The organism is Culturomica massiliensis (genome assembly GCF_900091655.1).
GTDB lineage: Bacteria > Bacteroidota > Bacteroidia > Bacteroidales > Marinifilaceae > Culturomica > Culturomica massiliensis.
In genome coordinates, this window is the sequence record NZ_LT594621.1 from 4,059,892 (window position 1) to 4,084,462 (window position 24,571).

At 40.3% G+C, this 24,571-nt stretch carries 24 protein-coding genes; 11 read left to right on the forward strand and 13 right to left on the reverse strand.

Annotated features, from left to right (window positions below):
• Window positions 1–9: 9 nt before the first annotated feature.
• Window positions 10–897 (reverse strand): AraC family transcriptional regulator, encoded by an 888-nt coding sequence (locus BN8908_RS17790; protein ID WP_021988804.1) that lies wholly within the window; start codon window positions 895–897, stop codon window positions 10–12.
• A 257-nt stretch (window positions 898–1,154) separates the two neighbouring features.
• Between BN8908_RS17790 and BN8908_RS17795 the strand changes: the two genes are divergently transcribed.
• Window positions 1,155–3,437 (forward strand): GH92 family glycosyl hydrolase, encoded by a 2,283-nt coding sequence (locus tag BN8908_RS17795; RefSeq protein ID WP_082989311.1) that lies wholly within the window; start codon window positions 1,155–1,157, stop codon window positions 3,435–3,437.
• Between the two features lie 111 nt (window positions 3,438–3,548).
• Here the strand turns inward: BN8908_RS17795 and BN8908_RS19185 are convergent, their stop codons facing one another.
• The 4 genes from BN8908_RS19185 to BN8908_RS17805 are packed head-to-tail and all read right to left on the reverse strand — an operon-like array spanning window position 3,549 to window position 5,684.
• On the reverse strand, window positions 3,549–3,815 hold the full coding sequence (locus BN8908_RS19185; RefSeq protein WP_392389388.1) for a DUF1573 domain-containing protein: 267 nt from the start codon (window positions 3,813–3,815) through the stop codon (window positions 3,549–3,551).
• Entirely contained in the window at window positions 3,752–3,916 is a 165-nt protein-coding gene (locus tag BN8908_RS19020; protein ID WP_235837461.1) for a hypothetical protein, read from the reverse strand. The genes BN8908_RS19185 and BN8908_RS19020 overlap by 64 nt, the downstream gene beginning before the upstream one ends.
• A gap of 22 nt (window positions 3,917–3,938) precedes the next feature.
• The gene (locus tag BN8908_RS17800; RefSeq protein ID WP_068691985.1) at window positions 3,939–4,991 is read right to left on the reverse strand and encodes a TlpA disulfide reductase family protein; all 1,053 of its coding nucleotides are present in this window, start codon (window positions 4,989–4,991) and stop codon (window positions 3,939–3,941) included.
• 57 nt (window positions 4,992–5,048) lie between these two features.
• Window positions 5,049–5,684 carry a hypothetical protein gene (locus BN8908_RS17805; RefSeq protein ID WP_068691987.1) on the reverse strand — a complete coding sequence of 212 codons (636 nt, stop codon included), beginning with the start codon at window positions 5,682–5,684 and terminating at the stop codon, window positions 5,049–5,051.
• Between the two features lie 577 nt (window positions 5,685–6,261).
• On the opposite strand from BN8908_RS17805, the gene gcvP reads away from it, so the two are divergent.
• Window positions 6,262–9,144 carry an aminomethyl-transferring glycine dehydrogenase gene (gene gcvP, locus BN8908_RS17810; RefSeq protein ID WP_021988808.1) on the forward strand — a complete coding sequence of 961 codons (2,883 nt, stop codon included), beginning with the start codon at window positions 6,262–6,264 and terminating at the stop codon, window positions 9,142–9,144.
• 144 nt (window positions 9,145–9,288) lie between these two features.
• On the opposite strand, the gene BN8908_RS17815 is transcribed toward gcvP, so the two are convergent.
• Genes BN8908_RS17815 through BN8908_RS17825 form a run of 3 tightly spaced genes read right to left on the reverse strand, consistent with a single transcriptional unit; the run spans window position 9,289 to window position 11,324 of the window.
• A complete protein-coding gene (locus tag BN8908_RS17815; protein ID WP_068691989.1) occupies window positions 9,289–9,834 on the reverse strand; it encodes an RsmD family RNA methyltransferase in 546 nt (181 codons plus the stop codon).
• Window positions 9,825–10,664 carry a DUF3822 family protein gene (locus BN8908_RS17820; RefSeq protein WP_021988810.1) on the reverse strand — a complete coding sequence of 280 codons (840 nt, stop codon included), beginning with the start codon at window positions 10,662–10,664 and terminating at the stop codon, window positions 9,825–9,827. Before BN8908_RS17820 ends, BN8908_RS17815 begins: the two co-directional genes overlap by 10 nt.
• A gap of 15 nt (window positions 10,665–10,679) precedes the next feature.
• Window positions 10,680–11,324 carry a hypothetical protein gene (locus BN8908_RS17825; RefSeq protein ID WP_021988811.1) on the reverse strand — a complete coding sequence of 215 codons (645 nt, stop codon included), beginning with the start codon at window positions 11,322–11,324 and terminating at the stop codon, window positions 10,680–10,682.
• A 183-nt stretch (window positions 11,325–11,507) separates the two neighbouring features.
• Here BN8908_RS17825 and BN8908_RS17830 point away from each other — a divergent pair, with 183 nt between their 5' ends.
• Window positions 11,508–12,929 carry an ATP-dependent DNA helicase gene (locus tag BN8908_RS17830; RefSeq protein WP_021988812.1) on the forward strand — a complete coding sequence of 474 codons (1,422 nt, stop codon included), beginning with the start codon at window positions 11,508–11,510 and terminating at the stop codon, window positions 12,927–12,929.
• Window positions 12,930–12,993: 64 nt separating this feature from the next.
• Here the strand turns inward: BN8908_RS17830 and BN8908_RS17835 are convergent, their stop codons facing one another.
• The 5 genes from BN8908_RS17835 to BN8908_RS17855 form a co-directional block, all read right to left on the reverse strand.
• On the reverse strand, window positions 12,994–14,739 hold the full coding sequence (locus BN8908_RS17835) for a phospho-sugar mutase (RefSeq protein ID WP_021988813.1): 1,746 nt from the start codon (window positions 14,737–14,739) through the stop codon (window positions 12,994–12,996).
• Window positions 14,740–15,061: 322 nt separating this feature from the next.
• A complete protein-coding gene (gene rplS, locus BN8908_RS17840) occupies window positions 15,062–15,415 on the reverse strand; it encodes a 50S ribosomal protein L19 (RefSeq protein WP_021988814.1) in 354 nt (117 codons plus the stop codon).
• A 317-nt stretch (window positions 15,416–15,732) separates the two neighbouring features.
• Window positions 15,733–17,433, reverse strand: coding sequence for a C69 family dipeptidase (locus BN8908_RS17845; RefSeq protein WP_021988815.1), 1,701 nt, complete (start codon window positions 17,431–17,433; stop codon window positions 15,733–15,735).
• A gap of 25 nt (window positions 17,434–17,458) precedes the next feature.
• Window positions 17,459–17,932 (reverse strand): DUF4293 domain-containing protein, encoded by a 474-nt coding sequence (locus BN8908_RS17850; protein WP_021988816.1) that lies wholly within the window; start codon window positions 17,930–17,932, stop codon window positions 17,459–17,461.
• A 105-nt stretch (window positions 17,933–18,037) separates the two neighbouring features.
• Entirely contained in the window at window positions 18,038–18,916 is an 879-nt protein-coding gene (locus BN8908_RS17855; RefSeq protein WP_068691991.1) for a nucleoside phosphorylase, read from the reverse strand.
• 607 nt (window positions 18,917–19,523) lie between these two features.
• Here BN8908_RS17855 and BN8908_RS17860 point away from each other — a divergent pair.
• From BN8908_RS17860 to BN8908_RS17885, 8 genes are all read left to right on the forward strand, one after another.
• Complete coding sequence (locus BN8908_RS17860; RefSeq protein WP_068691993.1) at window positions 19,524–19,703, forward strand: hypothetical protein; 180 nt, start codon at window positions 19,524–19,526, stop codon at window positions 19,701–19,703.
• A gap of 97 nt (window positions 19,704–19,800) precedes the next feature.
• The gene (locus BN8908_RS17865) at window positions 19,801–20,676 is read left to right on the forward strand and encodes a GLPGLI family protein (protein ID WP_068691995.1); all 876 of its coding nucleotides are present in this window, start codon (window positions 19,801–19,803) and stop codon (window positions 20,674–20,676) included.
• A gap of 151 nt (window positions 20,677–20,827) precedes the next feature.
• Window positions 20,828–21,004: a hypothetical protein gene (locus tag BN8908_RS18660; RefSeq protein WP_154670142.1), complete on the forward strand. Its 177-nt coding sequence runs from the start codon at window positions 20,828–20,830 to the stop codon at window positions 21,002–21,004.
• Window positions 21,005–21,057: 53 nt separating this feature from the next.
• Window positions 21,058–21,924, forward strand: coding sequence for a GLPGLI family protein (locus BN8908_RS17870; RefSeq protein ID WP_068691997.1), 867 nt, complete (start codon window positions 21,058–21,060; stop codon window positions 21,922–21,924).
• A 144-nt stretch (window positions 21,925–22,068) separates the two neighbouring features.
• A complete protein-coding gene (locus BN8908_RS17875) occupies window positions 22,069–22,248 on the forward strand; it encodes a hypothetical protein (RefSeq protein WP_068691999.1) in 180 nt (59 codons plus the stop codon).
• A 106-nt stretch (window positions 22,249–22,354) separates the two neighbouring features.
• A complete protein-coding gene (locus BN8908_RS17880; protein WP_068692001.1) occupies window positions 22,355–23,227 on the forward strand; it encodes a GLPGLI family protein in 873 nt (290 codons plus the stop codon).
• Between the two features lie 151 nt (window positions 23,228–23,378).
• Window positions 23,379–23,555 carry a hypothetical protein gene (locus tag BN8908_RS18665; protein ID WP_154670142.1) on the forward strand — a complete coding sequence of 59 codons (177 nt, stop codon included), beginning with the start codon at window positions 23,379–23,381 and terminating at the stop codon, window positions 23,553–23,555.
• A gap of 53 nt (window positions 23,556–23,608) precedes the next feature.
• The gene (locus BN8908_RS17885; RefSeq protein WP_068692003.1) at window positions 23,609–24,475 is read left to right on the forward strand and encodes a GLPGLI family protein; all 867 of its coding nucleotides are present in this window, start codon (window positions 23,609–23,611) and stop codon (window positions 24,473–24,475) included.
• The last annotated feature ends 96 nt before the right edge of the window (window positions 24,476–24,571 follow it).

Here is a 24,571-nt window from a genome sequence, read left to right on the forward strand (position 1 = left end):
AAATTTTGATTACGCTCTGTTTAACGGAACGGTTGAATCCTGGATTTTTTTGCGGTATTCACTGGGGGTATATTGCATCTTTTCTTTGAACACCCGGTTGAAGTTGGAAATGTTGTTGAAACCGCATTCGTAACATATTTCCGATACGGAATGGTTTGTTTCCATCAGTATCTTGGTGGCTTTTTTTACCCGGAAATTATTCAGGTAATCCCAAAACCGGTGCCGGGTACGTTGTTTGAAAAAACGGCTCACAGAAGAAGGCGACATGCCGATCAGCTCCCCGATTTGTTCCAGCGTTATCTTTTGCTGGTAGTTTTTCTCTACGAATTGAATAATTTTATTGATCCGGCGGCTTTGTTGTATGTTGATTTCGCCGCAATCCTCTAAAGTAGGCGGTATCAGAATACGTTGGTCTTCCGATAATGCCAATTCGTTGAGAATCTCGAAAAAAAGTGTAACGGCGCTAAAATCCTGAAGATTTACCAGACGGTATAGCTTTTCTCTGACTTTAGCCGTCGTTTCGGCTGAAAATTGAATACCGACAGCCGCTTTTTCGAGCATCGCTTTTATGTCCCTGAACTGATATGTGTTTAGAATTTCCGTATGTATCAGATTCTTTCCGAATTGAATAATAATGCCCTCGCAAACGGTGTCCTTATAATCTTCCCCTCTTTTATAACAGTGGAGTACGTCCGGGCCGATCAGGGCTAAATCCGATTTACCGAAATCTTCGACTAAATTACCGACCGTCCGTTTGCCGCAGATGTGTTCCATCAGGCATAATTCGTATTCATCGTGATAATGTAACGGAAAATTTAACCGGTGATTGGGATGATACCGGATCCAGAATAAACTGTTTTTTTCAAGAGGTGTTATTTCTTTTAATACGTATTTCATAGGTGTAAAATAATCGTTCAATATGAATAATGGATTTGAATTTTGAGTAGCCTATTTTTGTGTATATTACAAATATACGAAATAGTATGATAGGCTTACTTTTTTACAAATATAATACGCCGCTGAGGCAAGGACAACTGTTTTAACAAAATTTCTATTTCAATATTTCATAAGTTTCTGTCATTATTGTATTAGTCTGCTTTGAAAATATGTACTATTATTGCCCTGTATGTATAATATGTGTAATTTGATGAAAAATGAGAAATAAGCATTTTTATAGATTATTGACAGGTGGCATGTTCCTTTTATGCTTGAATGCTTGTCGGGAAAATGTGGAGGTCGGAAAATATGTCGATCCGAACATCGGAGGGGTAGCTCCTTTGTTGACGACTGTCACGCCACAGGTACATCGTCCTCATGCAATGGTAAGGATATATCCGTTGACGGAGCCGCGCTTAAACGATCGTTATCTTTCCGATCATTTGTATGGGATCACGATCAATATGCCCCGTTATCGCTTGGGAGAGACGGCATCGGTAATGCCCACGACTGGCGAATTGAGAACCGGCTTCCGGGAAGCCCGTTCCTGGTATGATCACGGCCGGGAAGAATTGCATCCCTGGGGACATCGGGTTATTCTGGAAGATTACGATATCGATGCCGAATGGACGACGACAGAGCGCTGTTGCCTGTTTCGGTTTGTTTATCCGGAAAAGGAAAGGGCAAATCTGCTTTTTCGCATCAAAGGAGAGGGGGAATTGAAGATTGAAGACAACCGGATTATTAAGGGATGGGAAAAAGTGGAGTATGCCCGGCAATATTTTTATATCGAACTGGATAAACCTTTTGAGCAGGCGGGAATCTGGGAAGGTGACCGTACCGGTGATGCTCCGGAAATAAAAGGTAGTAATATCGGAGGTTGGCTGAGTGCCGATAGAGTGACGGAAGTCGAAGCCCGTGTCGGTATTTCTTTTATCAGCGTGGAACAGGCACGACAAAACCTGGAAAAAGAAACCGGGAATAAAACATTTGCTGCAATTCGGGAGGATTCCCGGCAGATATGGGAAAAAGCCTTGGGACGTATACGGGTAGAAGGTGGTACGGAGCGGGAGAAGAGAATATTTTATACCAGTTTGTACCGTACTTATGAACGAATGGTGAATTTTTCCGAAGACGGTAAATATTACAGTGGTTTCGACCGGCAAATACATGCTGATAACGGTCGCCCTTTCTATAACGACGATTGGATATGGGATACCTATCGGAATCTGCATGCCTTGGGTATGATATTGGAGCCGGACCGAAAAGCGGATATGTTACAGTCGTATGTGGAGATGTATAAACAGTGGGGGTGGATGCCGAATTTTCCCGAACTGACGGAATGGGGCGGAGATTGGGTTGGTTCCTGGAGTGCTGTGTGGAAAGGTGAGCCGATGATCGGTAATCATACGGCCAGTTTATTTGCGGAGGCGTATGAGAAAGGTGTTCGGAATTTCGATCTGGAAAAGGCGTATGAGGGGATAAGGAAAAATGCGCTGGAAGGAACGATGGTGCCCTGGCGGTCGGGACCGGCCAGTGAACTGGATAAATTTTATGCACAACACGGCTACTTCCCGGCATTGGCACCGGGAGAGGATGAGCCCTATGATTATGTCGATCATAAATGGGAAAAAAGACAAGCCGTGTCCGTGACATTGGAACAGAGCTATGACGATTGGTGTTTGGCTCAGTTTGCAAAAGCCCTGGGAAAGGATGAAGATTATGATTTGTTGATGAAACGTTCCAGAAATTACCTCAATTTATGGAATCCGGAAATCGGGTATTTCGCCCCTAAAAATGAGAAAGGTGAGTGGATCCCGGATTTTGACCCTCAATTGTGTGACGGTTTCGGGGCCAGGAGTTATTTTGCAGAGGTGAATGCTTGTGTGCATGTTTTTCATATACAACACGATATTCCCGGGTTAATCGGGTTAATGGGGGGAAATAAGAAATTTATTCAGCGCCTGGATGATGTATTTAACGAGCCCTCTCATATCGACAAATGGAAATTTATGGGACTTATGCCGGATGCAACGGGATTACACGGTATGATTCCTGTTGGGAATGAACCGGCCTTCCATATTCCCTATCTTTATAATTATGCCGGAGCAGCCTGGAAAACACAATTCCGGACCCGTCAATTGGCTGATTTATGGTTTGACGACCGGCCTACAGGTTTATCCGGAGATGAAGACGGGGGAGCGCTTTGTGCCTGGTATGTATTTACGGCTTTGGGATTCTATCCGGTAAATCCGGCTTCGGGTGAATATGCTATTACCAGTCCGGTATTCTCTCGTTCCGAGATACAGTTGCCGGAAGGAAAAAGTTTTGTCGTACAGGCTAAGGGAAACTCTCTTAAAAACAAATATATCCAATCGGCCCGTCTGAACGGAAAACCGTATGACCGGGCGTTTATCAGTCATGCCGATATTATGAAAGGTGGGATACTGGAATTGGAAATGGGAGAAGCACCTAATAAATCATGGGGAAAAGCAGAATAAAGATAAAAGGATGTGCATTTGATGCATTTTGATTCATAATTGATGTGGGTGACTTAAAATGTGACCGGGCCCGTCTGACTTTTGTATTGTCGGACGGGCTCTTTTACAATTTTACAGATCGACTAATGAGTTAATTTGTAAGATATGAACCAAAGAATCCGTATTCGCTGTAATGCAAATGTAATTTTCATATTTTCCGTTTTTCAAATGAGTATTGTAAACGAACTTCAACAAACAGGTGTCTCCGGCAGAAAGTTCTTTTTTGGTTACGGAAACATCCGTACATGAACAATCGGGATCGACTGCTTGTATTTTTAAGACTCCTTTTCCTGCATTTTTATGATTACAGCCCCTTTGTAAATGTGATTCATTTCCAATATACCGAAATCGTAGATACTGGTAGATAATACCAAATCCGGTTTAGGAGCCGTGCATGAATATCCGAGGATACATAAAAGCGATAGAATAATTTTGTACATGTTTTAACAAAAGCGGTGTTATTTATTTCAATAATTTTTCAACGGTTTCCCGTAACTCTTCGCCCCGTAATTTCCGGGCAACGATTGTGCCTGACGAGTCTATCAGTATGGTATACGGAATAGCTTTTACATGATACAGCTCACTGATATCTTCATTTACCGGTTCTTTGGTAGTGATCAATTGTATCCATTTCATCTGATTTTTTTCAATGGCTTTTGTCCAGGCTTCTTTATTCCGGTCTAAAGAAATGCCGACAACTTCCAGTCCCTTGTCTTTATAGTCTTTGTATATCTGAATGATATTCGGCATTTCTTTCATGCAGGGATTGCACCAGGAGGCCCAAAAGTCGAGTAAAACGAGGCGTTTGCCTTTCCGGATTTCAGAAAGCCGCAGTGTACTTCCATCCGAACTCTCGGCTTTGAAATCCGTATAGGGTTTCCCGGTCCGAACGGCTTCGGGAGTGTTCTTTTCCTCTTCCAGTTTTTGTTTTTCCTGTACCTTTTTTAATCGTTTATCCCATTTGAGTTTTTCCCGTTCCAGTTTCTCTTTTATTTCTTGGGATAATTTGGGATAAATGGTGTCCATACATTCATGCTGCAAATTCGGAATTTTCAGAAAACGGAATACAAATGTCCGGATAACCGGCTGTTCGATATATTTATTAATAAAATAAACGACATTATCTCCGAAATGGTCGGATGATTCGACATATTTTACAAAATCTTCCTGTATAGGTCCTCCGGATACATCTATATTGGTTCGTGAAAAATTTACTTTTATTGTTCCTGGTTCTATAATAAGGATTGTCCCTTTGGGATTTGTCCCTTTTATACCTAGCCGATATAGATCCGGGTGGTCTATTTTTCCCTTAAATACAAATTTTCCGTTTTTTATTTTTACACTATCGATACGAGGCCACCCCTCTGTTATTGCCAATCCCATTTGTTCAAGATAGACCGTTACATCTTCATTGATAGGATCAGATACCGTTCCGCGAATAATGTAGGGCTTCTTTTCTTGTCCGAACAGTGATAAGGATAGTAATAATAATACAGGTAAAATCTTTATACTCATAAATGGTGATTTATAAAGTAACAGAAAATTTATTTGTAAAATATATTTGAAGATGTATCATTTACCACAATCACTTAGGCAATTATTAAATCTATTTATTGCCATCATAGAACAGATTATATAATCTTCAGCAGGCGTTAAAGGAGTTAGGTAGTCATAATCACATGCCCCTTGGGTTCCTATATAATCATATTCACAAAATTCCGGGCACAAATCTTCGATGAGTCCCATCGTTTTGATAGCTGGAGATGAACTGCTTCTTAATTTATTCTTTTTAAGAGCAATAATGAGTTCTTTTCGTGATATGGCATGGCCTTTAAAAACATTATTCGCTAGTTTTTTAATTGTATTTATTTCTTGGTTGTAGTTTATACCGATAATCTCACCGGCTTCATCCGTTAGTGTTTGTAATTTTGATAAATCACTTTTATCATTTCTTTGAATTTCAGCGAGTTTGTTTTTGAATTCCTGTTTTTTCGAATCCGGCAATGCCAAATATTTTTGCCTTATTTCTGTTCCTAATTTTTTGACGGCCTGAGAATAGCGTTGGTATGCCGGGGTAACAATTAAAGAATCGGCCCGGGTTGTAATAATAGATCCGGGAGCTTGTTCGAAATCAGATTCATTACTACAACTGAAAATTAGTGAACTGATGAATAAAGAAAGAGTGAGCATTAAGAATGTTGTTTTCATGGTATTTTAAGTTTAATTGTTAAATAGTGTTCTATAATTTGTTTGGCAATGTTAAATAAATATTGTCTTATTTGCAAATTTTTATGTTATTATATTTACAATGATTAATTTGTATATTGATTTATTTGGTAAAATTCATATTACATTTTTGTTATTGAATGTAGTGAATTTGTATTGTAATATGTATATAATGGTGCTTATTTTAATTTTACTTTATACGGTTTAATTGATTGTATATCTTGTTTTTATGTTTTTTTATTGCCCGATGGTGAAAACGGTGAAAAGCTGAGAGAATGAAATTGTGTTTTATAAATTCGGAAGTTTTGATTCGAATTGAGCTGTCAACGCTTATTTTCAGAATAGGTTATCGTGAGGACGAAAGTAAGGCTTATTTGAAATATTAACGGCTACTTGTTACGATTGTTGCCTGTATTGTTTTCATATTTTGGAAATTAAAATATTTTAGCCGTTCCGGCTTGTTTTGTTTTCTCACTTTCTTTGCCGCTACAATAATTATAGTTAATTTTACCGAGGTAATTTTTTAAAACGTTTTCAGTAAATATAAATACAGGATAACATGGCGACAGATAAATTTTTATGGAGGCATATCGGGCCTCGGCCGGAAGACATTGAAGAGATGTTGAAGGTAGTAGGAGTAAAGTCATTGGATGAATTAATCGGACAGACCGTACCGGAGTCGATCCGTTTAAAAAGTATTTTGGATTTGCCGGAACCGCTTACGGAATCTGAGTTTTTTCAACGAATCCGGGAAGTGGCTGCTAAGAATAAGATATATCGTTCTTTTATCGGGCAGGGATATTACGATACAATATCTCCGGCGGTAATCGTCCGGAATATTCTGGAAAATCCGGCCTGGTATACTTCTTATACGCCGTATCAGGCAGAGGTATCCCAGGGACGTCTGGAAGCTCTCTTGAATTTTCAGACGGTTATATTGGAGTTGACAGGTATGGAAATTACCAACTGCTCTTTGCTGGATGAGGCTACTGCTGCTGCTGAGGCGATGCAGATGATGTATGCTTTGCGGAATAAGGAACTGAAAAAGTCCGGAGCCAACAAATTGTTTGTAGACAATCAGTTGTTCCCGCAAACAAAAGATGTATTGGTTACCCGTTCGGCTCCTTTCGGAATAGAATTGGTATACGGGGATTACGATACGTTTGAATTTACACCGGATGTGTTCGGAGCTATCGTACAGTATCCGGCTGCTAACGGTCAGGTACGCGATTATAAAGCTTTTGCGGAAAAAGTGCATGCCCACGGTGGCTTGATCAGCGTTGCCGCCGATATTATGAGTCTGGTGCTTTTGACTCCTCCGGGAGAATGGGGAGCGGATATTGTTGTCGGCTCTACCCAGCGTTTCGGTATTCCGATGGGATACGGCGGACCGAGTGCTGCTTATATGGCCACCCGTGAAGAATACAAGCGCAATATTCCGGGACGTATTATCGGTGTGACAATTGATGCACAGGGAAATAAAGCTTTGCGTTTGGCTTTGCAGACCCGGGAACAACACATTAAACGGGAAAAAGCGTCTTCCAATATTTGTACGGCTAAGGCTTTGGATGCAACAATGGCCGGTTTCTATGCCGTTTACCACGGTAAGGAAGGTTTGGAGAGAATAGCGAAACACATCCATTCGGCTGCCGTTATTTTAGCAGAAGAAATTCAGAAATACGGTTATAAGCTCAAATACGGAAAATTCTTCGATACCATTCGTTTCGAATTACCGGAAGGGATAAAACTGGAAAGTATCCGGGATCTGGCTTTGGAGAAGAAAATCAATTTATTCTATTGTGAATGTTGTTGTTGTGCTCCCACTGTCGGTTTATCGACTGATGAAAAGATCAATGAGGAAGAGATCAATACAGTGATCGGCATTTTTGCGGAAGCGGCGGCGAAAAAAGCTGAATATGCCCGTTTCCTCGACGATCGTACGGTATTGGATCCGGAAATGGTGCGTGATGACGAATTCCTCGACGAGCCCGTATTTAAATTATACCATTCGGAAACGGCTTTGATGCGCTATATGAAAAATCTTGAAAGACGGGATATTTCATTGGCGACCTCAATGATTTCTCTGGGATCGTGTACAATGAAGCTGAACGCTGCTATTGAAATGCTGCCGCTTTCCTGGCCAGAATTTGGGGCTATTCATCCTTTTGTACCGTTTTCACAGGCAGAAGGCTATCAGCAGATGATCCGGGAAACGGAAGAAATGTTGGCCAAAGTAACCGGTTTTGCGGGGTGTAGTTTGCAGCCGAATTCAGGTGCAGCCGGAGAGTATGCTTCGTTGATGGTTATTCGCCAATATCATATCTCACGTGGAGATGCTCACCGGGATATTATCCTGATTCCTGCTTCGGCTCATGGTACGAATCCTGCTTCCTGTACGATGGCCGGTTTCAAGCCGGTTATCATTGCCAGTACGGCAGAAGGTAATATCGATGTAGACGATTTCCGGGCAAAAGCTGAAGCAAACCGGGATAATCTGGCCGGAGCCATGATTACCTATCCGTCTACTCACGGTATTTTCGAAGAATCGATTAAAGAATTGGTGAAAATCGTACACGAAAACGGAGGTCAGCTGTTTATGGACGGTGCCAATATGAACGGACAATGCGGTTTGACCAGTCCGGGAACCATTGGGGCCGATATTTGCCATTTAAATCTGCACAAAACTTTTGCTATGCCTCACGGTGGAGGTGGACCCGGAGTCGGACCGATTTGTGCAGCATCGCATTTGGTAGAATTCCTGCCGACACACGCTGTTGTGAAAACGGGCGGAGACAAAGGGATACATGCTGTTGCTGCAGCGCCCTACGGTTCCGTCAGCCTGATCCCGATTACTTACGGCTATTTGCTGATGTTAGGCGGTGAAGGCTTGAAGATGGTTACCGAAATGGCGATATTGAATGCAAACTATCTGGCTTCCTCATTTGAAAAGTTAGGCTTTAAGATTTTATATACGGGTACCAAAGGCCGGGTTGGACATGAGATGATCTGGGATTGTACCGGTTTCAACAAAGAGTACGGTATTTCGGATCTGGATATTGCCAAGCGGTTGATGGACTTCGGTTTCCATGCTCCTACATTGTCGTTCCCGGTTCATGGAACATTGATGGTCGAACCGACAGAGAGTGAGCCGAAGGAAGAACTTGATCGTTTTATCGAAGCTTTGAAAACGATTCGGGATGAAATTCTGGAAATCGGAGAAGGAAAAGCCGATAAAGCGGATAATGTATTGAAAAATGCACCTCATACCCATAAGGTATTGACGGCAGATACCTGGACTCATGCCTATCCGCGGAGTAAGGCTGCTTATCCGTTGACCTGGGTGGCTGAAAATAAATTCTGGCCACAGGTGGGACGTGTGGACGATGGTTATGGAGACCGGAATTTGGTTTGTTCCTGCCAGGTGCTTTACGAGGAAAACTAAACTCAACTTTTTATAAAGAGACCGCCCGGAATTTTCGGGCGGTTTTTTATTTAAAACTAATTATAAGCTTTGATTGCGATTGTAAATTTCAGGTTGTTTGATAAACTGATTTGTTATCAGTTCGGTTTAAGCTGAAATTTGCAATTAGGATTTTGTTTTCCGGAAGATAGAGAAATTTACACTTCCGTATTCCCGGTGTTCTGCGAAATAGGGGAGGTCGGAATAGTCGATCGTTCCCGGATGTTCGATAACGGCTATACCTTCTTCTGCCAGCAGGTCGTTATCGAAAATAGCAGCCGGGACCTCTTTGATCCTCGGAAGGTTGTATGGGGGATCGGCGAATATGAGGTTAAATTGCTGCCCCCGGAGTTTCTTACAAGCTGCAAATGTGTCGTTTTTGTATACCCGTATGCTTTTAAAGCCTAATTCGCAGATCGTCCGTTTGATAAAAGTGTAATGATTGTAGTTTAATTCTACTGCTACGATTTCAGTTGCTCCCCGGGAAGCCAGCTCATAGCTGATACTCCCGGTACCAGAGAACAGATCCAGGGCTTTTAGGCCCTCAAAATCCATATAGTTACTGAGTACGTTGAATAAATTTTCTTTGGCAAAATCGGTTGTCGGACGGGCAGTAAAATTCTTATCCGGAAAAATTTGCCGGCCTCTGTGGGTACCACTGATTATTCGCATTTATGTAGACTTAACAAATGAACAAATCCCGAAGTATTCAGCCTGTCATTTTTTAATATTTGACTGAGATTGGTATCGTTTAATACAGATATGGTAGGAATATAGGTACTCAACGTCGCGTAAAGATGGGGATCGTTGGCTAAAGTTCCTGAAATCGTGGTTTGTAAATTGCTTTTATTGATATTCGTATTTTTCAGGCAATTCAGCATGTAGTACACCATGTCTGTTACAGAATTGTACGAGAAACTGTTGAATAACAGTACTTCGTTATTGCGGGTTAGCAGAATGTCGAAATAACGGTCCTGTATATCGACAAACAGATGCTCCCGGTTGATAAGAGTCGATGATAAAGAGTTAATGATAAAAGAATAAGCACTGTTAACAATACATATCGATTGGTAACGTGTGGTTAGAAAAGTAGTAAAACTACGGGGTAGCGACTCTACCAGATAAGCTTCCATGGGGCGTACTTTCCGGTAAAGCAGGATATCGTTTTTTTCTGTATGATGGCAGAGGCGGTAAAGATCCGACAAGTAATTCTTGTTAAAGATATGGGCCGGAATCAGCGTCTTTTCTTTTTTACAAGGGACGATGTATACCTTTCGGTAACGTAAATTCAACAGTTCTTCCTCTACAATTGCTTTTTTTACTTTGGCAATGACTTCGGTTTGTGAATCCAGACTGTAAGGCTGGTAGTAAAAAGCCAGTAATTTATCGAAATTATCGTGCACGCAAAATGAAAGTCCATCCGTTGAAAAACGGATGGACAAAATATATTGAATAGAGTTCTCTTTTACAAAATTGTTATCTAAATAAAAGATATTTTGCATGTAGCCAGCTTGTTATTATTCCCAGTTACCGACATTGTTATTTGCTTCCTGCAAATCACCTACTTTTAATCCCGGATATTTTTTCAAACGCAATCTTTCTCCGTTTTCTTCCAGAATCTGATCGTGGTATTCTTCATCCAAATCTTCAAAGATTTGAGTATTGGATATGCGGGCTTCGAATACAGGTACTTCTACTCCGGAGTCCGTTTTAATTTTAGAGGCTCCCATTTTGAATTGATATTTCCGGTTGGTAAACGGTACATAACGTAAATTATCAACCGGATAATTCGCACCGAAAGTATTGGCAAGCGCATTTACTTTGATTTCTTCACGGATAATCAATCCTTTTTTGATAGCTTCTGCTTCTGTCATGCCGGCTTCCAATTGTTCGTCAGTCAGCGTACCGATTGAACGGACAATTTTTACAGAATCATTTTTCAAAAAGTTGATCAGGGTATCGAAGCTGGAGGTGTAGCGGTTGTATACACTCCGGTAAGCATCCTGTGCCGTACGAATGTCTTTGAGACGCTGTATAATTCTGTCGTATCTCTGTTCTTTAATGGCTTTAAACCGTTGGGGGACCATGATACTCTCATAACATTTGTAACCGAGGAAAATGATCAGAGCTGCTAAAACAATCTGAATAATTAGCTTTTTCATATTAAGTTATTTTGTATAATTAATTACGTTAAACATTGCGCATATTCGCTGCACTATAAGCTATAAATAGTATCTTTACATTAGATTTCAAACGATATAAACGCCGCTGCAAAATCTTGATTCATGCTCGCAAATTTAGGAAAAAAATTAAATTAAAGGCTATATTCTATTAGAAATTTACGGATGATAGGAAAACATTTCGGAGAAATTGTATTGAAAAATTTCGGTTATGAATTTTCTCCGGCACAAAAAAATGCCGTCGGACTTTTTTCACAGTTTTTTTTCGGACAGAAAGAAGATAGTTTGTTTGTACTCAAAGGTTATGCCGGGACGGGGAAGACTTCCTTGGTGGCGGCAATCGTCAATACTCTTCTGTCTTTCGAATATAAAGTCGTTTTGTTGGCTCCGACAGGAAGGGCTGCCAAAGTATTTTCAGCCTATGCCGGTCATTCGGCATTTACCATTCATAAAAAGATTTATCGTCAGAAATCGGCAACGGATGGGGAAGGAGAGTTCGATTTGGGATTTAACGGCGGGACTGATACGCTTTTTTTTGTCGATGAAGCATCTATGATTTCCAATTCCGGGGAGGAGAGTAATTTTGGTTCCGGACATTTGTTAGACGATTTGATGGAATATGTTTATAATGGAAGAAATAATCGCCTGGTATTGATCGGGGATATGGCACAGTTGCCTCCGGTCGGCTTGGATGTAAGTCCGGCTTTGGACCCGGAAGCGCTTCGCTTTTTGTATAATATGGAAATTTGCGAAGCTGTATTGACGGATGTCATGAGGCAGGCAGAACAATCGGGAATTTTATTCAATGCGACGGCTGTTCGGCATTTGCTCGGTAGTGGAAAAACCACTCCTGAATTGAAAATTACCGGTTTCCCGGATGTCTGCCGTATCGGTGGAGCCGAACTGCTGGAAGAAATCGACAGTTGTTACGGAAAGTACGGGGTAGACGAAACGATGATTGTCTGTCGTTCGAATAAAAGAGCCAATCGTTTTAATGAAGGAGTCCGAAGGATGATTTTATATCGGGAAGAAGACTTCAGTTGCGGAGATAAAATCATGATTGTCAAAAATAATTATTTCTGGGCTAAAGATTATGAACGTATTGATTTTATCGCGAACGGGGATATTGCTACGGTTTTGAAAATAGAAAAACGGGCGGAACTCTATGGACGGCATTTTGCCCGGACCCGGTTGATGCTGGCCGGTTATGAAGAGGAGATAACGGCTTGGGTGATGCTCGATACCCTGACTTCGGATGCGCCGGCTTTAACGTATGAAGAAAACCGCGATTTGTACCGTTCGGTTGAAGCGGATTATACAGACTTGGCTTCTCGTAAAAAACGATTTGAGAAAATACGTGAAAATGAGTTTTTTAATGCCTTACAGATAAAATTCGCTTATGCGGTTACTTGTCATAAGGCCCAGGGAGGACAATGGGATGCCGTTTTTATCGATCAGGGGTGGGTGGCGGACGGGATGCTGACAGACGAATACTGGAGATGGTTGTATACTGCTGTCACCCGGGCCAGAAAGCGGTTGTATTTTGTGAATTTCAAACCGGAATTTTTCGACCGGAAAGAAGGATAGAATTTTAGATTTACGATTTTAGGTTATGAATTAACCTAAAATCGTAAATCATCGGTTCGATGTATTATTCAAGCCCTAAGTCTTTTACAATAGCATCGATTTTTTGATTGGCTTCCGCCTGTGCTTTATCGAAGTCGTCAACAGATTTCATTTGTGCCCGGGCCTCAAAATAAAATTTTATTTTCGGTTCGGTTCCGGACGGACGGACGGAAATTTTACAACCGTCAGCCAGGAAAAACTGCAATACATCACTGGTTGTGGGGAAATCCATCTTTAGGGTTTTTCCTGTCATCAGGTCTGTTTCAGTCAGATCGGCATAATCTTTTTTGATAACAACCGGACTGCCGTTGATTGCCGTAGGGGTGTTGTGGCGGAAGTTCTCCATTTTATTTTTGATTTCCTGGGCTCCGCTCAGGCCTTTACGGACGATGTAAATCATTTTTTCTTGCGAGAATCCGTATTGGGCATAGATTTCTTTCAGGATAATGAAAAGCGTTTTTCCCTGATCTTTTGCCCAGGCTGCAATTTCAGCCATGAGGGAGGTTGAAGACACGGCATCTTTGTCCCGGGTAAAAGAACCGGGCATGAAACCGAATGATTCTTCACCTGCACCGATATAACCGTCGGCTCCTTTTTTCCGGATCATATCGGCTATCCATTTAAAGCCGGTGTAAACGTCATAGCAAGGAATGTTATTTTTTTCAGCAATCTCTTTCAGCAATTCAGACGTAACGATTGTTTTGATGGTGTATTCATTGCCCTTCATCAAACCAAGTTCCTGCCGGCGTCTGATGATGTAGTAGGTAAAAATAATATTGGTCTGGTTACCGTTGAGCAGTATCCATTCTCCTTTGTCATTTTTTACGGCGATGCCGATACGGTCTCCATCCGGATCACAGGCCATTGCTAAGTCTGCATCGATTTCCCGGGCTTTATCCAGAGCCATTTTGAACGCTGCCGGTTCTTCCGGATTGGCAGAAGCGACAGTCGGGAAGTTGCCGTCCGGTATCATTTGTGCCGCTACCGTATGGATATTCGTAAATCCCCAGTTGCGTAAAGAAGCCGGCACCAATTCATAGGTTGTACCGTGTAAAGGGGTAAAAACGATTTTCAGGTCGTGTTGGTGTTGGATGGCCTCCGGTGAAAGACTTAAGGTTTTAACTTTGTCTAAGAATTTTTTGTCGAAATCTTTGCCCAGAATGATGATTTTTTCCGGTACTTTCGTAAACTTTATGTCTGTTACCTTCACTTTTTTTACTTCCTCGATGACATTTTTGTCATGGGGAGGTATCAGTTGGGAACCGTCTTCCCAATAAGCTTTATAACCGTTGTATTCTTTCGGGTTGTGGGAAGCCGTGATAATGACACCTCCTTTGCATCCCAGTTCCCGGATAGCAAAAGACATTTCAGGAGTCGGCCGCAGGTCTTCGAATAAATAGGTCGTGATACCGTTGGCTGTAAAGATGGCCGCCGCCGTTTCCGCAAAATAGCGGGAATTATTCCGGCAGTCGTGTCCGATACAAACCGATTTGTTTTTATCGTCCGGAAACATCTTGTTGATGTAGTTGGAAAAACCCTGGGTGGCAGCACCGACGGTATAAATATTCATCCGGTTTGTTCCTGCTCCCATAATACCCCGTAATCCGCCGGTACCGAATTCCAGATCGTTGTAAAAAGAATCAATCAATTCAGTAGGATCGGATGCTTCTATCATTTGACGTACAGCTTCCCGGGTCTGACTATCGTAAGCGTCACTCAGCCATTTTTCGGCTTTAGCTCTGGCTACTTTAATAATTTCCGTGTTTTCCATAATTATTTATTTTATCGATTTTCGACTTTTAAAAACCTGCATATAAATTATAAATGTTAGATTGTAAATTTTAAATTACCTGACAATCTGATTCGTTGTCAAATTCTTTTAATCTAAAATCGTCCCTCTGAATCTATAATTTTAAACGTTGACTTATTGAATAAGTATCGGCATTATTGCTTTAGAGTTATATTAAAAGTCGTTTAATTCTTGTTGATGTTTTTGTTTGTTCTTTTGCTTATAGAAGCATTACAAAACATACAAATTTAAAAAAATAAAAAAAGCCCTGCAATGCAGAGCTTTTATTTTTAAAGAAAAAAGATCAGGATCTCTTTTCTTTGATTTTAGCTTTTTTACCGGTCAATTCACGGAAGTAATAAATTCTTGCTCTTCTTACTTTTCCGACTTTATTGATTTCGATTTCTTTAATGAACGGAGAATTCAACGGGAAAATTCTTTCTACTCCGACATTGCCTGACATTTTCCGAACCGTAAAGGTTTTGTTATCGCCATGACCTTTGATCTGAATGACAATACCACGGAAAATCTGGATTCTCTCTTTGTTTCCTTCAATGATTCTGTAATGAACACTCACGGTGTCTCCAGGGCCGAAAGAAGGATGCTCAACTTTGTTTTCGCTTGCAAATGCTTGTTCTGCAATTTTAATTAAGTCCATTTCTTTAATTTTTTAATGATTTACCGAACGCAATATTACTACCTGAGCTTTTTGTAAGAGATTACGTACGTTGTAATTATAATATTCAGCCGGGTCTCCAGGAACCCTCATATTATTCTAACGGGCAGCAAAGATAGAAAAAATAATTTTTGACTGCAAAATTTTCATACACATAAATTGTGAATCTGAAATTGTTCGATAAACGGATTCGTTGTCAGATTCTTTTAATCTGAAATCGTCAATCTACAATTCTTTGGGGTTGATTTGTGTGTATAATCTAAAATCATCAATCTGAAATCTACAATTAAAATGTTGTTTTATTCCGATACTTCCTGTTGCTTATCCCCCATATAGTTCACAATCGTCCGTAAATACCATTCCGGTAGTTTCGGGTTTTCAACTTTGGGATTCTGCTGTCCCGGTATGGCGGTTTTTACGTTACCGTCCATATAACGGGCGAATAAATAACCGTAAAAATCGCGCCAGGTATCTACCAATTGATTACCTGTGTTACAGGAAAAATCAGTCAGGTATTCAATTGTCATTCGGGGATTTTGTTCTATTGTTTGCAGTGCTCCTGCATCCACCATTTCTACGAATGCTTTGTATTGCGACTCCAGGGCTTTCTGTTTTTCACGGATGTCCGGATGAATGATATTGTAACGGGTATAGGCGAAATTGGTAACCTGGTTGAATACCCAAAAAGCCGCTTTATTGGTAAATTCCATCATACTCCCGTTTCCGACGGCGTAAGCATGGGGTACCCGGACGGATGAAGTGTACATCGGGAAGTAAACCGTACTGGCAGCATCGTCGACGCCGAACCACAGAATACCGCCTATTTCATTCGGTAACCAGCTACGGCTTTGGCTTACGAAGGTAAAGCCGGTTTGCTGTGTAGCCGTTGCGCGTTCGTTTACGTAGGTTTTCCCGTCTAACTGATAACTCATCGGACGCCAGCGGTAAGGACATTCGTATGGACCGGCTCCCGGATCTTTACGCATATCCAGTTCCGTGCCTTCCAGATGATTGCGCATAAAGTCCATGATTTCCAGTACGTCGACTTTACGGGCAGGTTTGATCCACAGAGGCATACGATTGGTAACGTAGCCTTTGTCATCCTTGCGGAGATCGGTGCCTTTGGCGTATTCCCAATATTGGGCCATATCCGGATTTACTTCGTTGAAAAATGCCCATACCCGGATTTCGCAAGCCCGTGCTCCGCCGAAATCAACCGGAGCATAAGTGTCGGAAAAGCTGAAGTCCGTGTTTTTGGCTGCTTGGGGGTAAAATCCTTTTTGTTTGGCAAAAGAAATGACGTCTTTCGAATAAACGGTCGTCACTTCTTTGTTGTAAATATTTTTTAGTTTGTCCGAAGAAATCGAACTCCTGCCGTCAAGAGGAAATGTTGTGATACGGGCTTGATTGGCATGTGCACATACATAACCGTCCGGAATCATCCGGGCTACCCATACGGCCCCTTTTTCACCGTTTCCTTTACCGATCATTTCCATGATCCATACTTCATTCGGATCACTGATTGAGAATGATTCCCCGGAACTGGCATAACCGTATTCCTCAACTAATCCGGTCATTACGACGATGGCTTCCCGGGCATTTTTAGCCCGTTGTAAGGTAAGATATATCAAACTACCGTAATCGATAATAGCACCTTCCTGGCTTTCCAATTCTTTGCGTCCGCCGAAAGTAGTTTCTCCGATGGCCAATTGGAATTCGTTCATATTTCCGATCACATTGTATGTATGACGGACTTGTGGAATCTTACCCATAAATTTGCCGGTGTCCCATTCGTAAACATCGACAAGAGCTCCTTCCGGCCAGTCAGTTGCCGGCCAATGATATAATTCGCCGTAAAGTACGTGGGAATCCGCCGAATAGGTAACGGAGGTCGAACCGTCTTTAGTTGCCGATTTGGTAAATAAGAAATTGGTACATGCCGTTACTTCTGCAACGCTACCTGTTAAAAGTAGAAGTAGTAGAATCTTAAATGTGTTCATAATGTATCAGTTGAGTTGGTGATTTTTATCGGATTCTGTCGTATGATTTTAATAAAGCGATGTCTTTTACAATACCGCGGAGTGCCAGCCAGGTGAGGATAATACCGATAATCGGGAAGGCAAAAGCCAGATTGAGGTGCCATTCGCCATCGGGCTTGGTAATATTGTATGCCTGTACACTCACCAGTATGATGATTCCGAGCATCAGAATAATGTTTACCAGGCAGAGACGTAATTGCAGAAAACGTTTTTTATATAAAAATATCGACAGAAAAGCCAGTCCGGTGATCAGTATATTCAGCACCATTGAAAACCAATTGAACTCAATAAATACTGGAGGAGTACCAGCCTGTATATATTTCGTCGTGTAAAATTGAAAAATATCGGTTTGTTCCGGTGTCGCTCCGGGCATATTTAAAGTAATTACCGGCATATAGAATAAAAGACCGGTGACGATAACTGTCAGCAATAAAAATACGGTTTGTATCCTTTGTATCATAATGTTTATTTATTTTTAATTTACGATTTATGATGTCCGATTCCTCTTTTTACGGGAGAGGCTTGTGGAGTAATCTAAAATCAAAATGTTCGTTTTTAAAAAGACCTATCGTGTCAGTTGGGTTAAGGTATATTCGATTAATTTTTTCATATACCCATGATAGTCGGCCGAAGCATCCCCTGTCATCCGGTTGGCGATAATCAGGCAGATTGTAGCGGCATGGTGGCCCAGCAGATTGCACAATCCTGTAATGGCGGCACTTTCCATTTCGTAATTCGTCACTTTGTAATTTTGGTAACGGAATGCTGTAATCCGGTCGTTGATACCGGGCATCGCCAATGGCAAGCGTAAGATACGGCCTTGGGGACCGTAAAATCCTACGGCAGTCAGAGTAACACCTTTGATGGTTTGGCCTGCTGTGTGCAAACGCTCTACCAAAGATGCCGAAGCGTTTACGACATAGGGACGGGCGGCGTCCGCAGCCCATTGGCAGTGGCGGATAAAAGCTTCTTCAAAATCCCGGTCGCATACGCTTTGGTTGTCACCGTAAAAACGAATAACCCCATCACATCCGATACTTTTCTCTGAAATGACGAATGAGTCGACAGGTATATCGGCTTGAACGGAGCCGGAAGTGCCGATACGTACAATGTTCAGACTGTGTTTATCAGGTTTGATCTCCTTGGTCTTGAGGTCGATATTGACCAAGGCATCCAATTCATTGATGACAATGTCGATGTTGTCCGGACCGATTCCGGTGGAGACAACCGATAACCGGCGATTGTTGTAATGGCCGGTAACGGTATAAAATTCCCGGTTACTTTTTTTAAGTTCGATCGTATCGAAATAAGCGGAAATTGTTTCTACTCTGCCGGGATCTCCGACTAATATGACTGTATCAGCCAAATCTTCGGGTAACAGATGAAGGTGAAAGATGCTCCCGTCATCGTTGGTGATCAATTCAGATGATTTTATTGTTGACATGATTTTTATTTTTTATCCGCAATAAATCAGCGGTATATTGAATGTTTTAATAATCTGTTTTTAAGTAAAGTCTCAAAGATAATAAATAAGTCAATAGACCTGAATTTGAGCTTCCAAAAATAAACAGGATTCACCGATAAACAAAAAAAATCCGTCTATTTCGCAATATTCCTCTTCGTTTCCCGAAAATAGCTCTTTGATTACATCCTATGTATTATACGTGATGTAAGAATACAATAAGTGTAAAGATTCGAAATGTACTTTCTTTTGTTTGTATGTCTTGTTTGGTTTGTATCTGTTTGGTTATGAGTTGCATGTCGTGGCTTTTGCTTGTTTGTATTTTGCTTGTTAAGTATATTTTGATAAATAATAATAAAAATAATTAATTTGAATATTTGTAGTAATTAATTTTGTATATATACTATTTTTATATATAATTGTAAAAAATCAATTTTTAGAATATATTTTCAAATAATCAAATCGTTTAAAATATGATAATATATAAGGCATTCTGTTTATAATTTTATTAAATGATTTATTCCGGAATAGATAGAAGCGGACACCGAAAAGCTTTGATAGAGTAGGTAATACTTAAACTTTATGAGTTATGAAAAAGATGTTAGTTTTATTATTGTTTGTGTTAGGAATGGTGTTAAGTGCATCGGCTTATACTGTCGCTATTTCATTACCCTGTGGAAAGACTGTAATGACAGATTCCACTATGGTTAGCAATGATAAAGATATGGAAGAATTCAGACAAGTAATGACTGAGGTTCATTGTAAATAAGATCTGGTGTTAATTAGAATGTGGTGTAGAAAGTTTATGAAATAGAAAATTATTAGCTATAAGCTTTCTGCACTGCAATAAATTTATTTACTACAAGATGAAAAATATAATTAAGTTTTTGTCTTTTCTTTCTTGTTTACTGGGTTGTTTGCATTCGAGTGCCCAGAATACGTTACAAGGTAATATGAAACGCTTTGAGAAGGAGATGTCACGGGACAGTTGGCCTCGGGATACATTGGATTATGCCTGGTTGTGTGTTCATTACCGTCAATTGGTTCGAAAAGATACGTTAAGTCCGGATGATTTTACAGCCTCGGAAATGATCCTTCAAATTGGTAATCAGATGTCAAATTATACCAATTGGATTAATCTGCATAATGACTCCATTGTGGCTTATGAGTTAAACAACACAGATGAAAGTGTCCTTGCAATATCAAATCGATCAGGGGAACGAACTTATAAAAGCGGAGATTATCAGACGATTTTAAAAAATTATCCGGAAGGAAGGACCCAGGTACAGTCGCGTGTTTTTTTCGACCGTTATCTTTATGAGGAAGACAGTCCCGTATTCAATTGGCAGTTGGAAAAAGAAGAATCGGAATGGTTGGGGTATAAATGTCGTAAAGCCACCTGTATCTTTCGGGGAAGGCATTATACGGCTTGGTATGTTCCCGATATTCCGTTATCGAACGGTCCCTGGAAATTTACCGGTCTCCCGGGATTGATTCTGCGGGTATCGGATGCCCGTGGCGACTATGTTTTCGATGCCACAGCCTTGTATAAAGTAACTTGGAGACGTCCTATTTTTATATGGAAACGTCCTCAGGAAATCAAAACGACCCGTGAAAAATTTTTGAAAGCAGAACGAGCAGGGATGGCTAATCCCGGTTTTAATATACAAGCTTCCGGAAAAGTTAAAGATGTCTCCGATATCAGGAAGAAGTTTCCTTACAATCCGATGGAGTTGGAATAGAGAGAAATATTTACGATTTATGATTTTTGATTTACGATTTAGAGGAGTTTTATAAGGATTTTAAATTTTAGATTAACACACAGGCTGCCCCAGAAAAAGAGCGGTTGTTGATTTATGATCTTTCAAAACGGCTTCTTAAACTTTATGAGTTATGAAAAAGAGAATGATAGCTTTCGTAAGTGCGTGTTTTTTGACGTTAGCTGTTGTGGCAGCTCCGATGTATTTTCAATTAAGTTGTGGGAAGATTATTTATAGTGATAATTCTTATTACGATACGACAGCGGAAATGCTGAAATTGTTAGAAGCTTTGGAGAATCTGAATTGTTAACTATGAGATGGGAAGAGCTTTTCGGAGTTTCTTCCCTTTGAAAATGAACTATTATGAGATATATTTATTTGCTTGTATTTTTCTTTTCGTTGAATCTTTCTTTACATGCTCAGAAAGTGGTATTTTTAGGAGGAGAACAGGATGCTCCTCGTAAAATGGATCCTTGTGATACCTTGGATTACACTTATCTGAATGTGCATTACCGCCAATTGGTACGAAAAGATAAACTTGATCCTGATAATTTGACGAGATCGAATATGGTATTGCAAATCGGGAAACAAATATCAAGGTATTCCAATTATACTTATTTGGTTAATGATTCCATTATGACGGAAGAAATGAAACGGCCGGAATTAAGTACGATGAAAATTGTGAATAATGCTTTGGTACGGACTAAAAAAGCAGGAGATAGAAGTATTGTAATAAAAAATTATCCAAAAGGGCAGTATTGGGTTCAAATCCCGGTTTTATTGAATCGATATATTTATACAGAACCGGAGCCGGAGTTTGACTGGAACTTTTCGCCGGATACACTGACAGTGTTAGGGTATTTGTGTAAAAAAGCCACCTGTTTGTTCCGGGGGCGTTATTATACAGCCTGGTATGCTCCGGATATACCGTTATCAAACGGTCCCTGGAAGTTTAACGGCTTGCCGGGGCTGATCCTGAAAGTGGAAGATGCGGACCGGGATTATTCTTTTGAATGTACGGCTCTATACCGGGTTGATTGGAAAAGTCCCATCTATTTAAGTAAAAGGAAAAAAGATATTGAAACGACCCGTGAAAAATTCCGACAGGCAGAAAAAGCAGCGATGAATAATCCGAATGCCGTTATCGGTAATTCCGGTCTTGTGACGGTACCGAAAGGCGAGAAAATAGTAACGAAAATACTTCCCTATAATCCGATAGAGTTGGAATAGAGAGAAATATTTACGATTTATGATTTACGATTTAGAGGAGTTTTATAAGGATTTTAAATTTTAGATTAACACACAGGCTGCCCCAGAAAAAGAGCGGTTGTTGATTTATGATCTTTCAAAACAGCTTCTTAAACTTTATGAGTTATGAAAAAGATGTTAGTTTTATTATTGTTTGTGTTAGGAATGGTGTTAAGTGCATCGGCTTATACTGTCGCTATTTCATTATCCTGTGGAAAAACTGTTATGACAGATTATGATGCTGTTAAGGATCCTAAAGATATGACAGATTTTATCAAAGTAATGACAGAAATTCATTGTAAATAAGTGCTTTTACTCATTAGAGTGTTGTGTGGAAAGTTTGTATGACGGTTAATTGTCGAGTATAAGCTTTCTACACTATAATAAACTTTTAGATGTAATCTACAACAGGATGAAAAATATAATCAAATCTCTTTTTTTTCTTTTTTGTTTGCTGAATAATTTTTGCTTGATTGGACAATATGTTATACAAGGGGGAGAACGTTTGGAAAAGGAAATGTCCCGTAACAGTTGGCCTCGGGATACGTTGGAGTATGCTCGGCTGTGTGTTCATTACCGTCAATTGGTTCGAAAAGATACACTGATTCCGGATGAGTATGAGACGTCGGAAATGATCCTTCAAATCGGAAGACAGATATCCAATTATACTAACTGGATTGAATTACATAATGATTCAATTGTGGCTTATGAGTTAAAAAATACGGATGAAAGTGTACTTGCCATAGTGAATCGGTCAGTAAGCCGGACTTATAAAAGCGGAGATTATCAGACGATTTTAAAAAATCATCCGGAAGGAAGGACTCAGGTACAGTCGCGTGTTTTTTTCGACCGCTATCTTTATGAGGAAGACAGTCCCGTATTCAATTGGCAGTTGGAAAAAGAAGAATCGGAATGGTTGGGTTATAAATGTCGTAAAGCCACCTGTACGTTTCGGGGAAGGCATTATACGGCCTGGTATGCTCCGGGTATATCTGTAAGTAACGGTCCCTGGAAATTTACCGGTCTCCCGGGATTGATTCTGCGGGTATCGGATGCCCGTGGCGACTATGTTTTCGATGCCACAGCCTTGTATAGGGTAACTTGGGAACGTCCTATATACATTGAAAAACGTCCTCAGGAGATCAAAACGACCCGTGAAAAATTTTTGAAAGCAGAACGGGCAGGGATGGCTAATCCCGGTTTTAATATACAAGCTTCCGGAAAAGTTAAAGATGTCTCCGATATCAGGAAGAAGTTTCCTTACAATCCGATGGAGTTGGAATAGAGAGAAATATTTACGATTTATGATTTTTGATTTACGATTTAGAGGAGTTTTATAAGGATTTTAAATTTTAGATTAACACACAGGCTGCCCCAGAAAAAGAGCGGTTGTTGATTTATGATCTTTCAAAACGGCTTCTTAAACTTTATGAGTTATGAAAAAGAGAATGATAGCTTTCGTAAGTGCGTGTTTTTTGACGTTAGCTGTTGTGGCAGCTCCGATGTATTTTCAATTAAGTTGTGGGAAGATTATTTATAGTGATAATTCTTATTACGATACGACAGCGGAAATGCTGAAATTGTTAGAAGCTTTGGAGAATCTGAATTGTTAACTATGAGATGGGAAGAGCTTTTCGGAGTTTCTTCCCTTTGAAAATGAACTATTATGAGATATATTTATTTGCTTGTATTTTTCTTTTCGTTGCATCTTTCTTTATATGCTCAGAAAGTGGTATTTTTAGGAGGAGAACAGGATGCTCCTCGTAAAATGGATCCTTGTGATACCTTGGATTACACTTATCTGAATGTGCATTACCGCCAATTGGTACGAAAAGATAAACTTGATCCTGATAATTTGACGAGATCGAATATGGTATTGCAAATCGGGAAACAAATATCAAGATATTCCAATTATACTTATTTGGTTAATGATTCCATTATGACGGAAGAAATGAAACGGCCGGAATTAAGTACGATGAAAATTGTGAATAACGCTTTGGTACGGACTAAAAAAGCAGGAGATAGAAGTATTGTAATAAAAAATTATCCGAAGGGACAATATTCGGTACAAATGACAGTTTTATTGAATAGCTATATTTACACGGAAAAGGAACCGGTATTTGATTGGAACTTTTCGCCGGATACACTGACAGTGTTAGGGTATTTGTGTAAAAAAGCCACCTGTTTGTTCCGGGGGCGTTACTATACGGCCTGGTATGCTTCGGATATTCCGTTATCGAACGGTCCCTGGAAGTTTAACGGCTTGCCGGGGCTGATCCTGAAAGTGGAAGATGCGGACCGGGATTATTCTTTTGAATGTACAGCCCTTTACAGGGTCGGTTGGAAAAGTCCCATCTATTTAAGTAAGGGGAAAAAGGATATTAAAACGACCCGTGAAAAATTCCGGCAGGCGGAAAAAGCAGCGATGAATAATCCGAATGCCGTTATCGGTAATTCCGGTCTTGTAACGGTACCGAAAGGCGAGAAAATAGTAACGAAAATACTTCCCTATAATCCGATAGAGTTGGAATAGAGAGAAATATTTACGATTTATGATTTACGATTTAGAGGAGTTTTATAAGGATTTTAAATTTTAGATTAACGCACAGGCTGCCCCAGAAAAAGAGCG